The sequence below is a fragment of the Nocardia sp. NPDC050718 genome (assembly GCF_040654235.1).
Lineage (GTDB): Bacteria > Actinomycetota > Actinomycetes > Mycobacteriales > Mycobacteriaceae > Nocardia.
Genome location: NZ_JBFAHQ010000012.1, coordinates 1 through 13410 on the forward strand (window position 1 = coordinate 1; position 13410 = coordinate 13410).

The window sequence follows — 13410 nt, forward strand, 5'->3', positions numbered from 1 at the left end:
GGATCGACCTCGATCCGCACCACCCGGGTCCTGGGCTCACTGCTCGCCGGCGACCTGTTCACGCGCCCAGCGATAATCCGCCTTGCCCGCCGGGCTGCGGCTGATGGCCGGCCGGAAGACGACCGCCTTGGGCAGCTTGTACCGGGCCAGTGACCCCGCGGCGTGCTCGACCAGTTCGTCGGCGCCCACCATGGTTCCCTCGGCGCACTGCACCACCGCGACGACCTCCTGCCCCCAGCGCTCGCTGGGCCGTCCCACGACCAGGACGTCGGCTACGCCGGGATGGGACGCGAGGGCCATCTCGACCTCCTCGGCGAAGATCTTCTCGCCACCGGAGTTGATCGTCACCGCGTCGCGGCCGAGCAGTTCGACGGTGCCGTCGGCGCGGTGCCGCGCCCGGTCACCGGGCAGCACGTACCGGACTCCGTCGATCACCGGGAACGTCGCCGCGGTCTTGGCTTCGTCGCCCTTGTAGCCCAGCGGGGTGAACAGCCGCTTGGCCAGCCAGCCCAGGCCGTCGTGGCCGGGTTCGAGCACCGAGGCGAGATCCTCGGCGACCACGCGGGTGTCCAGGCCCGCCGAAAAGGTACCGGTGGAGACGAAACCGGCGGCCGAGACGTGGTGCAACTGGGTCCCGGTCTCCGACGAGCCGACCCCGTCGAGCACGGCCAGTCCCGGCACCGCGTCGATCCACTCCTGTTTGAGCACGGGGTTCAGCACCGCGCCGCCGTTGGCGATCGCGGCCAGCGAGGACACATCGGCGACGCCGGACCGCACCGCGGCAAGCAGCGGCCGCGCCATGGCATCGCCGACGACGATGGCGATCGCCACCCGTTCCCGTTCGATCGCGCGCAGCGTCTCGTCCGCGTCGATCCGGTCGACGACCGGGGAGAACACGACCGACTGCCCGGTGGTCATCGCGGTCAGCACCGCCCACTGGGCGGCGCCGTGCATCAGCGGCGGCAGCAGCATCAGCTTCACCCCGGGATTGGCCGCGGCCCTGGCACCGATCTCCTCGTAGGAGCCCACTGTGGCGCCGGTGTTGACATCGCGGCCACCGCAGGCGGCCATGTAGATGTCGTGCTGGCGCCACAGCACGCCCTTGGGCATTCCGGTGGTGCCACCCGTGTAGAGGACGTAGAGGTCGTCGGGTGAGGGAGTCACCGGCGGCGGCACCGGGTCGGTCTCGGCCAAAACCGTCTCGTAATCGACTGCGCCGTCCAGCAATTCGTTGCCCGAGTCGTCGGCGATCTGGATCAGCACCCGCAATCGGGGCAGTTCGGCGCGGATCTCGGCCACCCGCGGCGCGAAGGCCGCGTGGTAGATCAGGGCCGTGGCTCCGGCATCGGCGAGCAGGTGGCCGAGTTCGCTCTTGACGTACCGATAGTTGACGTTGAACGGCGCGACCCGGGCGCGGAACGCCCCGACCAGGCTCTCGATGTACTCGTGGCCGTTGTGGGCGTAGATGCCGAGCAGATCCTGCCCGACCTCGTGACCACGCAGCGCCGAACGCTCGGTGTGACAGCCGAGCCCACGCTGATGCAGATAGGCGGCCAGGCGGATGGAGCGCTCGGCGGTCTGGGCATAGGTGCGGCGGTGTTCGCCCTGGATGACCAGTTCCCGGTCCGGCAGCGCGGCCGCGGCAGCGTCGGCGGCTCCCACCAGGGTGAACTGTGCCGGTTCCGGCCCGGCGGTGGCAGCGGACAACATGACTCCTCGAAATTCGGCCGTCGGCGACGGCGCGTCGGATGGGGGAAGTGAGTGGGTGCGGCGATCAGGCATCAGCGGTGCAGGTCCGCACCGGCAGCCGCCCCGCGACCCGGCGGGCGGTGCGCCACCGGGCGGCTCGCAGGGCAAGGTCGACGATCCGGACCGTCCACTGCCCGAAGGGTGGCGCGGCGATTCCGGTGATCGGGAAGGGCAGATCGGTGCCGGCGACGGTGCGCCGATGGCTGAAGGTGTCGAAGCCGGTTTTGCCGTGATAGGCGCCCATGCCGCTGTGGCCGACGCCGCCGAACGGCGCGTTCTCGGAGAACATGTGGATCGCGAACTCGTTGCGGGCCACCCCACCGCTGCGGGTGCGGGCGACGAACGCGCGGAAGTCGGCGCGATCGGGGCCGTACCAGTAGGCCACCAGTGGCGACGGGTGGGCGTTGATGTGGTCACTGACCTCGCCGAGCGTGGTGTACGGCCGCAGCAGCAGCACCGGACCGAAGACCTCCTCGGTGGCGATACGCATGTCGTCGGTGACGTCGTGGATCAGCGTCGGCGCGATCTTGCGCCGGTGCGGATCGGGCAGCGATTCCCCTTCCGGCGCCACCGATTCCACCCGGGCGCCGCGAGCGCGGGCATCCGCGATCAGCTCGACGATCCTGGTGTAGTTCGCGTCGTCCACCGAGGAGGTGTAGTCGTCGTTGTCGCCGATCGTGGGGAACATGCCGCGCAGTTCGGACCGCAGAGCCTCGGTGAACCCGGCCATGCCGTCCTCGGGCACGAAGACGTAGTCCGGGCACACACAGACCTGGCCGCCGTTGACCATGCGCGCGCGAGCGATCCGGTTCGCGGCGCGGCGCAGATCGGCGCCGGGGCCGACCACGACCGGATTCTTGCCGCCGAGTTCGAGGGTCACCGGGACGAGATTCTCGGCGGCGGCGCGCATCACCTTCCGGCCCACCCCGGTCGACCCGGTGAAGAACAGGTGATCGAAGGGAAGCGCGGTGAACGCCGCGCCTACCTCCGGACCGCCGACGACGATCGAGAGCTCGTCGGGATCGAAGTATCGCGCGGCGAGCACGCGGGTGAGTTCGGCCGTGCGCGAGGTGATCTCCGACATCTTGATCATCACCCGGTTGCCCGCCGCGAAGGCCGAGGCGGCGGGAACGACCACCAGCTGCAGCGGGAAGTTCCATGGGCCGACGATGCCGACCACGCCGAGCGGGCTGGGATGGATCTCGGTGCGGATACCGAAGCCACGCGAGAACGGATTCGGCTTCTCCGGGCGCATCCACCGCGCGACATGGGAGCGGGTGTGCTCGAAAGCGGCGAGCATGCCGAGGATTTCGGCGAACAGGGTGCCGGTGCGCGACCGGGTGCCGAAGTCCTGCGACATCGCTTCGGCGTAGTCGTCGATGTGATCGAGGACCATGGCCAGCAACCGGTCGATCCGGTCGCGCCGCACCGCGGCCGACGGCTGCCCCTCTCGCAGGAACGCCGTGCGCTGGCGAGCCAGCATCGCCGGTAGCTCCGCCGGGTCCGTCGCGGCCGGGTCGGAGTGGACTCCGGCGCCTGCTGTGTTGGTGGTCGTGATCTCCATGGGCGGGTGCCTCTCCGGTGCAGCGTCAGATCAGGTCGAACGGGCCGTCGGCGATCGCGGTGCGCAGGCCGGCGAGGTCGACGCCGAGATCGGCGGTGGCGCTCACACACGCCGCGACGTCCTTGCGCAGGAATGGGCCCGCCAGCTTCCCGAATTCGGCGAAACCGCCGGTCTTGCGGATCGAATCCGCCGCGAAGCTGTTGCCGCTGGCCACCGCCAGCGCGTCGAGGAGCTGGTTCTCCTCGACGCCGAGCTGCCTGCCGACCGCGGCGGCGACCCCGACCAGCTGGGCATTCGCGGCGAAGAGAGCGTTGTTGATCAGCTTCACCCCCAGCGCGCTACCGAGCACGCCGGTGGTCATGACCGTGCTCGAATAGGCCTCCAGCACCGGACGGACAGCCCCGGCGGCTTCGGCGGGACCGCCGAGCAGCACAGTCAGCCTGCCGTGGGCGATGTCCTCGGACGAACCACTCACCGGGCCGTCGAGCAGGACCGGCCCCTCCGGGTATTCGGCCGCGAGCGCCTTGACCGTCGACACCGCGCCGGTGGTGTGCGAGACCACCACCGCGTCGGGCCGGGCCGTCGCCAGCAGACCGGACGGACCGCCGAGCACCTCGATCAGCTGGGGGTCGGAATACAGGCAGGTGATGATCACTTCGGCACGCTCGGCGATCGTCGCCGTCGAGTCGACGACCTCCGCGCCCGCGGCCCGCAACCGCTCGCGCACGTCGTCGCGGCGGGCGTACACGATGGTCCGGTATCCGGCGGCGACCAGCCGGACCACCATCGGTTCGCCCATGCGCCCCGCCCCGACAAACCCGACAACCTTCGACATCTCGCGCCTCCTCATCGGCCGCATCCTCGCGACCGGACGTCAGCGCGAACCCGGCGCGCTGCGTACAGATGCTACTCCAGTAATGCCAACTGTAAACAACTTCTTGCACCCGGCACACCCCCACAATAGAGTCTGGATGAAAGCCATACCGTTGCTATTACAATATGGCCGACTAGAGGGAGGGCCAGTGACCGGCCGACACACCGACAAAGTCGCTTTCATCACCGGCGCCGCACGTGGGCAGGGGCGAGCCCACGCGATCCGGCTGGCCACCGAGGGCGCCGACATCATCGCGGTCGATCTCGCGGGCCCGCTGCCCGCGGCCGTCCCCTACGACTCCGCGACGCCTGCCGACCTCGACGAGACCGTGCGTCTGGTCGAGGCGACCGGGCGCAGGATCATCGCCCACCGGGTCGATACCCGCGACCTGGATGGGTTGCGCGCGGCCGCCGACGCCGGCGTGGCGGCGTTCGGCCGCCTCGACATCGTCGTGGCCAACGCGGGCATCTGCATCCCCCAGGTCTGGCACGAGATCACCGCCGAGTCGTTCCGCGACGTACTCGACATCAATGTCACCGGCACCTGGAACACGGTGGCCACCACCGCGGGTCATCTCGTGGACGGCGGGCGTGGCGGCTCGATCATCCTGGTCAGTTCCGCGGCGGGGGTGAAGATGCAGCCGTTCATGGTGCACTACACCGCCAGCAAGCACGCGGTGACCGGGATGGCGCGAGCACTGGCCGCTGAGCTCGGCAAGCACCGGATCCGGGTCAACAGCCTGCATCCCGGCGCGGTCGCCACTCCGATGGGCGGGGGCGACATGGTGGCCGCCCTCGGGCGGGCACTGCAATCCAATCCGCAACTGGCACAGATGGGCACGCCGTTCCTGCCGGAGTGGATCGCCCAGCCCGAGGACATCGCCGCGGCGGTGAGCTGGCTGGCCGCCGACGATTCCCGGGCGGTGACCGCCGCGCAGATCGCGGTCGACCTCGGCTCCACGCAGTACTGACACGAAAAGGAATCCACGCCAATGCCACTTCTGGACGGACGCGTCGCAGTCGTCACCGGCGGCGCCCAAGGTATCGGGCTGGCCATCGCCGCAGCGTTCCTGCGCGAAGGGGCCTCGGTCGTCCTCGGTGATCTGAATCCCGGTACCGCCCTGGCGGACCTGGGCACCGACCGAGTCCGCGTCACCCGCTGTGACGTCACCAGCGGCGCCGACGTCGAGGCGCTGCTGGCCACCGCGGTGACCGAATTCGGGTCGGTGGACGTGATGGTCAACAATGCCGGGATCACCCGCGACGCCTCGATGCGCACCATGCGCGAAGAGGACTTCGACCAGGTGATCGCCGTGCATCTCAAGGGCACCTGGCACGGCACCCGCCACGCCGCGGCGATCATGCGTGAGCAGGGCCGGGGCTCCATCGTCAACATCTCCTCGCTCTCGGGCAAAGTCGGGATGGCCGGGCAGACCAACTATTCGGCCGCCAAGGCGGGCATCATCGGCCTCACCAAGGCCGCAGCCAAGGAGACCGCCCGATTCGGCGTGCGGGTGAACGCGATTCAGCCAGGCCTGATCCGCTCCCCCATGACCACGGCCATGCCGGAGAAGGTCTGGGACCAGAAAATGGCGGAGATCCCGATGGCCAGAGCGGGTGAACCCGGAGAGGTCGCGGCGGTCGCGCTGTTCCTGGCCTCCGACCTGTCGTCTTACATGACCGGCACCACCCTGGAAGTCACCGGCGGGCGGTTCATGTGACCGGATGGCAGGCACACACCGTGGTCACCGACGACTACGTCGATCCCGCCCCGGTGGCCGCGTTGAATGCCCTGTTCGACTCCGGGGCGGCGGCGATCGGGGTGGGCGATCCGCTACCGCCCCTGTGGCATTGGGCCGCGCTGGCCCGCTGGCCCGTCTCGTCGGCCATCGGCGCGGACGGGCACCCGGCGCGTGGGTCGTTCCTGCCGCCGGTGGAGCTGCCGCGTCGCATGTTCGCCGGCGGCACGGTGTCGTTCCCCGGGACGGTGCACGTGGGATCCACCGTCCGCCGGGAGGCGCGGGTGGTCGCGGTCGACGCCAAGAACGGCCGCTCCGGTCCGCTCACGGTCGTCGAAGTCGAGATACGGCTGTTCGCCGAGACCGGTGCGCTCGCTGTCGTAGAGCACCAGAACCTCGTCTACCGGGGCGCCGGTACCGCCGCGCCGGCGGTCGAGTCCGACCGGACCTACCAGTGGCCGCGCAACCCCCTGCAGCGCAGCAGCGCATGGGACTGGCAGCTGCACACCGACCCGACCGTGCTGATGCGGTTCAGCGCGGCGACCGCCAATCCGCACCGCATCCACTACGACCTGTCCTACGCGACCGCGGTCGAAGGATATCCCGGCCTGGTTGTGCACGGTCCGCTCATGACCCTGGCCATGGCCGAGACCCTGCGCTGGGAACAACCGGACCGGCGCCCGGCCCGGCTGCGCCACCGCAACATCGCCCCGCTGTTCTGTGGCGATCCCGCCCGGATCCGGCGTCGCGAGACCACCGATGGCGACCTCGCTCTCGCCGTCCACACCGAGCCCACCCCCGGCCAGGCGGTCGAGCACACCGTGCTCACCGCCGATTTCACCGTCGACGGAGACCCAGCCCATGCGTGAAACTGTCATCTGCGAGCCCCTGCGCACCCCGATCGGACGCTACGGCGGCGCGTTCGCCTCGCTCACCGCGGCCGAACTGGGCGTGATCGCCCTGAAGGGCCTGCTCGACCGCACCGGCATCGACCCGGACATCGTCGACGACGTCGTTCTCGGGCACTGCTATCCGAGCAGCGAGGCACCGGCGATCGGCCGGGTCGTTGCCCTCGACGCGGGCCTGCCGGTGACCGTCGGCGGCATGCAGGTCGACCGGCGCTGCGGCTCGGGTCTGCAAGCCGTCGTCCAGGCGGCGATGCAAGTCGGCAGTGGCGCCTGCGATGTCGTCGTGGCAGGCGGTGTCGAATCCATGACCAACACGCCGTTCTACTCCACGGATATGCGCTGGGGTGGTGCGCGTGGCGGTGTCCGGGTGCACGACGCGCTGGCTCGTGGCCGCGAAACCGCCGGTGGCCGTTTCCATCCCGTCCCCGGCGGCATGCTCGAGACCGCGGAGAACCTCCGGCGCACCTACGCGATCACCCGCGAGGAACAGGACCGGCTGGCGCTGACCTCGCACCAGCGCGCGATCGAGGCCGCGCGCAGCGGAGTGCTCGCCGCGCAGATCGTCCCGGTGCCCGTGCGCTCCCGCAAGGGCGAGGTGCTCGTCGACACCGACGAACACCCCAGGTCGGACACCACTCTCGAATCCCTGGCCGCGCTGAAACCCGTTCGGGCGGCGCTGGATCCGGAGTCGACCGTCACGGCGGGCAACTCCAGCGGCCAGAACGACGCCGCTTCGATGTGCCTGGTGACCACCCGGGCCAAGGCCGAGGAATGGGGGCTGACTCCCCTGGTCTCGCTCACCTCGTGGGCCGTGGCCGGGGTGCGCCCCGATGTCATGGGTATCGGACCGGTCCCCGCGACGGAGGCGGCGTTGCAGCGGGCCGGACTCACACTGGCCGACATCGACCTGATCGAGTTGAACGAGGCGTTCGCCGCCCAGGCCCTGGCCGTCATGCGGGAGTGGAAGTTCGGCGAACGTGATGCCGAACGCACCAATGTGCACGGATCCGGAATCTCGCTCGGGCACCCCGTCGGCGCCACCGGTGGCCGGATGCTGGCCACCCTCGCCAGGGAACTGCACCGCCGCGAACAGCGCTACGGTCTGGAAACGATGTGCATCGGCGGCGGGCAGGGCCTGGCCGCGGTGTTCGAGCGGGTGAACTGACCATGACACTGCGCCGCTTCACCTCCGTCGACGACCTCACCGAAGCCCTCGGCGAACCCATCGGTCCCAGCCCGTGGATCGCCATCGGCCAGGAACGCGTCGACACGTTCGCTGCGTGCACCGGCGACGACCAGTGGATCCACGTCGATCCCGACCGCGCCGCGAGCGGGCCCTACGGCACCACGATCGCCCACGGTTACCTCACCCTGTCCCTGCTGCCCCGCCTCGGCCGCGATCTCTACACCCTCGAGTTCGGCACAGCCCGGATCAACTACGGCAGAACAAGGTCCGCTTTCCCGCCGCGGTCCGCACCGGAACCCGGGTCCGGGCGGTCGCGATCCCGCTCGCCCTGAGCACCGAGGGCTCGCGGGCCCTGCTCACCGTCAGCTGGTCGGTCGAGAACGAGGACGGCGACAAGCCCGCGCTGGTCGCCGAGACCCTCACCGCGATCATGCTCTGATCCTCGCCGCCGGTCCGCCCCGGCCGGCGGCGCCGTCCCTTCCACGAACGGATCCACCGATGAAACTCGCGCACACCCACGGACTCACCGACGTGCAGACCGAAATACTCTCCGCTGTCCGGACTTTCGTCGACAAGGAGATCATCCCCACCGCCCAGCAGCTCGAGCACACCGACACCTACCCACAGGACATCGTCGACCGGATGGCCGAACTGGGCCTGTTCGGCCTCATGATCGACGAGGAGTACGGCGGCCTGGGTGAATCCCTGCTGACCTATGCCCTGTGCGTCGAAGAGCTGGCGCGCGGCTGGATGAGTGTTTCCGGTGTCATCAACACCCATTTCATCGTCGCCTACCTGATCGCCCGGCACGGCACCCCCGAGCAGAAACAACGGTTCCTGCCACGCCTGGCGACCGGGGAGATCCGGGGCGCGTTCTCCATGTCCGAACCCGAACTCGGCTCCGATGTCGCCGCCATCCGCACCAAGGCGACCCGCAACGAGGACGGCGGATACACCCTCGACGGCCGCAAGATGTGGCTCACCAACGGCTCGACAGCCACTCTGGTCGCCACGCTGGTCCGTACCGACGAGGGACAGCCACGCGCACACGACAATCTCACGACCTTCCTCCTCGAAAAGCCTGTCGGCCTGGGCGAAGTCGCACCGGGCCTGACCATCCCGGGCCGACTCCACAAGATGGGCTACAAAGGCATCGACACCACCGAGATGCTGCTCGACGGCCACACCGTGCCCGCCGAGGCGGTCCTGGGCGGCACCACCGGCCGTGGGTTCAAGCAGATGATGGACGGTATCGAGGTCGGTCGCGTCAATGTCGCGGCCCGCGCCTGCGGGATCGCGATCCGCGCCTTCGAACTCGGCGCCCGCTACGCCCAGCAGCGCAGCACCTTCGGCAAACCCATCGTCGAGCACCAGGCGATCGAGTTCGCGCTCGCCGAGATGGCGACCAAAGTGGAAGCGGCGCATCTGATGATGGTCAACGCGGCCCGGCTCAAGGACTCCGGCCTGCGTAACGACGTCGCGGCGGGCATGGCCAAGTATCTGGCCAGTGAATTCTGCAACGAGGTGACGCAGGCCGGGTTCCGGATCCACGGCGGCTACGGATACTCCACCGAGTACGAGATCGAACGCCTCATGCGCGAGGCGCCGTTCATGCTGATCGGTGAGGGCACCAGCGAGATCCAGAAGCGCATCATCGCCAAGGGCGTACTGCGCGACTACCGGATCTGACTGTGCCGATACCCGCATGGTCCAGGCAGCTATGGGACGAATTGCGCGGCGACTGACATCACTTGCGCCAGAACCGGAAACACTCGGCGAGCCCACGCAGAACCTCGGCGCGATACCTCGCGGGCACCTTGTACACCGCGAGCCCGATCGCCACAGTCCGGCCGACGGTTGCAATGGCCAAGGCCAGAGCCGCAATCAGGATCAATGTTGTGGTCATCGGTGCTCCATCACGCCTTCTGCTAGTTCGGTGAGACCAGCTGAGCCTGATGCACCGCCATATTCCGATAGGTGGCACAACAGGACAATGATCGACGACTCCGCGTCACACGATCCGAACGCCTCCAACCAATCCCGACAACGGCGTCCGCCACTCGACGCGGTCTGCGAGATCGTGATTGCCGAAGACCGAGACAGCGAGCCGCTGGCACGGCAGCAGACTGAAGCTCTTCTCGACATCCTGCGGTGGCACGCCACACAACGCCCGCCGTCTCGGTAGTCACTGGCCAGCGTCAGCTGGAAACTGCCATTGCCGTGGTGCGATATGTGTCGAAACGCGCGTAAGCCCGCAGGCCGAATACGAGCTAACCCCACTACGACGGAATCGACCGCACCGGCGAGGGTTGTGTTCGGCTGCGACTCGAGGACCTCCTGGGCGGCACTCAACGCCGCCCGATGAAAGTTCTCAGACTTCCTCTTGGTTCCGAGAACGGACGGCCGCCGCGGCCCGCCCGCCAAGCGACTGGTACATGGAAACCACACCCGACGGTGTCAGTCACGAGCAACAGGCCCCTGAAAGGGGCCGGGCGATCGTCGTTTCGGTGGGTTCGGGCCAGGTCACGAAATCCGTCCCGGCTCCGGCTCCTGGCATCGTGCCGAGCGTGAGGACGTACTGACAGATCTCGTCGCATCCAACTCACCGCTCATCGCGGTGACTGGTCGCAGCGCGGTGTGCTCATGGTGGTGACAACGTTGTTCGGTGGTGCACGTCCAGGCGGAAAAGTTCGTCGCCAACGGTGCAGAATCTCAGGTCGCGGCCACGCAATATTTCCCTCGCACCACTCAAAGGCGAGAGGAAATTCCTTGTCCAGCAAGACTATTCAGTGGCTCCGGATCGCACCCTTCGTCGCGGCCATCGCCGTGTCGCTCGGGGTTGTCACGCCATCCCACGCCGCCGACAACCCTTACGAGAAGGGCCCGAACCCCACCGAGGCGAGCGTGACCGCCGAGAAGGGGTCATTCGCCATCGCCGAAGCCCCCGCACCCTCGGGCGCCAGCAACAAGTTCAACAAGGGGACCGTCTACTACCCGACGGCCACCGACCAGGGAACGTTCGGTGCGGTCGCCGTGGCCCCCGGTTTCACCAATCCCGAGTCCATCATCAGTTGGCTCGGCCCCCGCCTGGCCTCCCAGGGCTTCGTCGTCATCACCCTCGAAACGAACACCACACTGGATTTGCCCGAATCCCGTGGCGACCAGTTGCTCGGGGCCTTGGACTGGCTGACCACCCAGAGCCAATACAAGGACCGCATCGATCCCACCCGCACCGCCGTCGTCGGGTTCTCCATGGGTGGCGGTGGCGCGCTGCGCGCCGCCGAGGACCGGCCGGCATTGAAAGCCACCGTCGGTCTCGCACCGTGGGAGCCCTACTCCGCCTGGCAGAAGGTGACCACACCAACGTTGCTGATCGGCGCCGCCGACGATGTCATCGCGCCCACCGGAGCACATTCCGAGCCCTTCTACGACCATCTGACAAACGCCAGGGACAAGGCCTACCTGGAGTACAACTTCGGCAACCACTTCAAGCCGGTGGAGGCCAACGCGACCAACACGAAGTTCACACTGTCGTGGCTGAAGCGGTTCGTCGACAACGACACCCGCTACGACCAGTTCCTGTGCCCCGGCCCGTCCAAGTCGGCGGAGTTCCAGGAATACCGAAACACCTGTCCTCTGGGCTGAGCGGCAGCCGGGGAGGGTCGGCCGATGCCGCCCCTCCCTCGGTTCTCGGGCGAAATTCCGTGCAGATCCTTGCGGCACGAGCAGGAGGCGACTGTGCCGAACCATCGCGGAGGCACCCGATCATGGCGAACTCGAGTGCCGTCTGCGGCTTTCAGGTTTCTGCGTGTGGGAGCGCTGGTAGCGATCACGATCTACATGTCGTTGCACACAGCAGAAGTGCCAGCGACACCGGCGGGCATCACAACCACCGAAATCCGCCGCGAGATCCCGCCACACATCTCGCCCACGTCACCACGGTTCGAACCAGGGCTCGTGACCTCGCCCAGCGACCCTACGCCCAACCAGCACATTCACGAGCAAGGATCGTCACCGACAACTGAATCCGAGAACACATCCAAGCCGATCTGGAACTAATCGCTTAGTTGACTGGCTGACACAAATCTAGATGCACATTTCTTTGCCTTCTATAGACATATAGTTGACTAGATCGAGTGCTATGATGCACAGATGGCACTACGCAACGCGATCCTGGCCGCCCTCCTGGACGGCGAGTCCTCCGGCTACGACCTCGCCAAGGAGTTCGACGCATCGGTCGCCAATTTCTGGATGGCCACACCCCAGCAGCTCTACCGAGAACTGGACCGGATGACGGCCGAGGGCCTCATCGAAACACGGGTTGTGCAGCAGGAGCGCCGACCGAACAAGCGGTTGCACTCCCTCACCGAAGTCGGCCACGCCGCGCTCCACGAGTTCGTCGCCAGCGAGTCCAAGCCGACAGCCATCCGCGACGAGTTGATGGTGCGAGTGCAGAGCATGCAAACCGTAGACGCGCCGGCGGTACGAGTAGCGGTCGAAGAGAAGCGAGAGTGGGCGGTCGCCAAACTCGCTCGCTACGAACGGCTCCGCTCCCGCCTGCTCGCGGGGCGAACCGAACAGGCCTATCTGGAGGAAGCCGAACGCGTCGGCCCCTATCTGACCTTGATGCGGGGAATCTCCTTCGAACAGGAGAACATTCGCTGGAGCGAATTCGCATTGGCGGTCATCGACCGCCGCATCAGCGCCCAGGTATGAGAGGCACCGTGCGGGATCACGCACGCAGCAGCGCCGATTGAACCGTCTGTAGCCGTTCGACGTCGCCACGGAATCCAGCCACAGCGTCGTTGTAGAGGAACGCCTCCCACAATCGCACCAAGGCGTAGGCCAGCGTGGCCGAATCGATCGGTGGCCGATAGCCCCGCGCTTCGGCCTGCTCGATCAGGTTCTCGACGGTGGCCACCGCCGCCTGGTGCACCGGTCCGTCGCTGCGAGTGACCAGCCGCAAGGCTGCGGTTGACTCATTGTCGAAATAGGTTCGGAGCGAGTCGTCTTCGACGAGTAGATGGATGGTGCGGTCCAGTATTTCGCCCAGCCGATCGCTGCCGACAGCCTGCGCGTGCCGGTCGGCGTAGGCCACGGTGCGTTCGAGCTGGCGCGCGATGGCCGCGCCGAGCAACCCGTCGCGCGATCCGAACCACCGATAGACGCTGGCGCGGGCGACGCCGAGCTCGGTGGCGATGGCGTTCACGTCGAGCCGTTTGCCCGCCAGGAACATGGCGACGGCGGCTTTCAGCACGTCCTCCGGGCTCGCCGATGCCGGCCGGCCCGGCGCCCTGGACCCCTCTGCGCGTTTCACCGGAAAAGCATAGGAGCCAGTGGCAGTTGCTCGACGCCCCGCCACAAAACTATTTGAGACATTCAAAGCTCTGT

The 13410-nt window shown here is 67.8% G+C and carries 12 protein-coding genes and 1 pseudogene; 8 read left to right on the forward strand and 5 right to left on the reverse strand.

Annotated features, from left to right (window positions below; genetic code table 11):
- Nucleotides 1–36: 36 nt before the first annotated feature.
- The 3 genes from AB0H54_RS32070 to AB0H54_RS32080 all read right to left on the reverse strand — a co-directional run bounded on the left by AB0H54_RS32070 (nt 37) and on the right by AB0H54_RS32080 (nt 4148).
- Entirely contained in the window at nt 37–1710 is a 1674-nt protein-coding gene (locus tag AB0H54_RS32070) for an acyl-CoA synthetase (RefSeq protein ID WP_357350580.1), read from the reverse strand.
- Between the two features lie 64 nt (nt 1711–1774).
- Nucleotides 1775–3313: a coniferyl aldehyde dehydrogenase gene (locus AB0H54_RS32075; protein ID WP_357350582.1), complete on the reverse strand. Its 1539-nt coding sequence runs from the start codon at nt 3311–3313 to the stop codon at nt 1775–1777.
- A gap of 25 nt (nt 3314–3338) precedes the next feature.
- A complete protein-coding gene (locus tag AB0H54_RS32080; protein WP_357350584.1) occupies nt 3339–4148 on the reverse strand; it encodes an NAD(P)-dependent oxidoreductase in 810 nt (269 codons plus the stop codon).
- A 187-nt stretch (nt 4149–4335) separates the two neighbouring features.
- On the opposite strand from AB0H54_RS32080, the gene AB0H54_RS32085 reads away from it, so the two are divergent.
- The 6 genes and pseudogenes from AB0H54_RS32085 (at nt 4336) to AB0H54_RS32110 (ending at nt 9708) form a co-directional block, all read left to right on the forward strand.
- Complete coding sequence (locus AB0H54_RS32085; protein ID WP_357350586.1) at nt 4336–5157, forward strand: mycofactocin-coupled SDR family oxidoreductase; 822 nt, start codon at nt 4336–4338, stop codon at nt 5155–5157.
- Between the two features lie 21 nt (nt 5158–5178).
- Nucleotides 5179–5907, forward strand: coding sequence for a 3-oxoacyl-ACP reductase FabG (gene fabG, locus AB0H54_RS32090; protein WP_357350588.1), 729 nt, complete (start codon nt 5179–5181; stop codon nt 5905–5907).
- Entirely contained in the window at nt 5904–6794 is an 891-nt protein-coding gene (locus AB0H54_RS32095; protein ID WP_357350590.1) for a hypothetical protein, read from the forward strand. The genes fabG and AB0H54_RS32095 overlap by 4 nt, the downstream gene beginning before the upstream one ends.
- Nucleotides 6787–7998 carry an acetyl-CoA C-acetyltransferase gene (locus AB0H54_RS32100; protein WP_357350592.1) on the forward strand — a complete coding sequence of 404 codons (1212 nt, stop codon included), beginning with the start codon at nt 6787–6789 and terminating at the stop codon, nt 7996–7998. Before AB0H54_RS32095 ends, AB0H54_RS32100 begins: the two co-directional genes overlap by 8 nt.
- Nucleotides 7999–8006: 8 nt before the next feature.
- Nucleotides 8007–8458, forward strand: a pseudogene (locus AB0H54_RS32105) (MaoC family dehydratase).
- A 59-nt stretch (nt 8459–8517) separates the two neighbouring features.
- Nucleotides 8518–9708 (forward strand): acyl-CoA dehydrogenase family protein, encoded by a 1191-nt coding sequence (locus tag AB0H54_RS32110; RefSeq protein WP_357350594.1) that lies wholly within the window; start codon nt 8518–8520, stop codon nt 9706–9708.
- 58 nt (nt 9709–9766) lie between these two features.
- Here the strand turns inward: AB0H54_RS32110 and AB0H54_RS32115 are convergent, their stop codons facing one another.
- The gene (locus AB0H54_RS32115; RefSeq protein ID WP_357350596.1) at nt 9767–9925 is read right to left on the reverse strand and encodes a hypothetical protein; all 159 of its coding nucleotides are present in this window, start codon (nt 9923–9925) and stop codon (nt 9767–9769) included.
- Between the two features lie 863 nt (nt 9926–10788).
- Between AB0H54_RS32115 and AB0H54_RS32120 the strand changes: the two genes are divergently transcribed.
- Nucleotides 10789–11664 (forward strand): dienelactone hydrolase family protein, encoded by an 876-nt coding sequence (locus AB0H54_RS32120; protein WP_357350598.1) that lies wholly within the window; start codon nt 10789–10791, stop codon nt 11662–11664.
- A 507-nt stretch (nt 11665–12171) separates the two neighbouring features.
- Nucleotides 12172–12735 (forward strand): PadR family transcriptional regulator, encoded by a 564-nt coding sequence (locus AB0H54_RS32125; protein WP_357350600.1) that lies wholly within the window; start codon nt 12172–12174, stop codon nt 12733–12735.
- 16 nt (nt 12736–12751) lie between these two features.
- Here AB0H54_RS32125 and AB0H54_RS32130 read toward each other — a convergent pair whose 3' ends face one another.
- Nucleotides 12752–13336, reverse strand: coding sequence for a QsdR family transcriptional regulator (locus AB0H54_RS32130; protein ID WP_357350602.1), 585 nt, complete (start codon nt 13334–13336; stop codon nt 12752–12754).
- Nucleotides 13337–13410 lie beyond the last annotated feature (74 nt).

Bases quoted from the DNA above. Each gene is read 5' to 3' on its own strand.
- AB0H54_RS32070 (WP_357350580.1), bottom strand. From the start codon at position 1,710: ATGTTGTCCGCTGCCACCGCCGGGCCGGAACCGGCACAGTTCACCCTG.
- AB0H54_RS32075 (WP_357350582.1), bottom strand. From the start codon at position 3,313: ATGGAGATCACGACCACCAACACAGCAGGCGCCGGAGTCCACTCCGAC.
- AB0H54_RS32080 (WP_357350584.1), bottom strand. From the start codon at position 4,148: ATGTCGAAGGTTGTCGGGTTTGTCGGGGCGGGGCGCATGGGCGAACCG.
- fabG (WP_357350588.1), top strand. From the start codon at position 5,179: ATGCCACTTCTGGACGGACGCGTCGCAGTCGTCACCGGCGGCGCCCAA.
- AB0H54_RS32100 (WP_357350592.1), top strand. From the start codon at position 6,787: ATGCGTGAAACTGTCATCTGCGAGCCCCTGCGCACCCCGATCGGACGC.
- AB0H54_RS32110 (WP_357350594.1), top strand. From the start codon at position 8,518: ATGAAACTCGCGCACACCCACGGACTCACCGACGTGCAGACCGAAATA.
- AB0H54_RS32115 (WP_357350596.1), bottom strand. From the start codon at position 9,925: ATGACCACAACATTGATCCTGATTGCGGCTCTGGCCTTGGCCATTGCA.
- AB0H54_RS32125 (WP_357350600.1), top strand. From the start codon at position 12,172: ATGGCACTACGCAACGCGATCCTGGCCGCCCTCCTGGACGGCGAGTCC.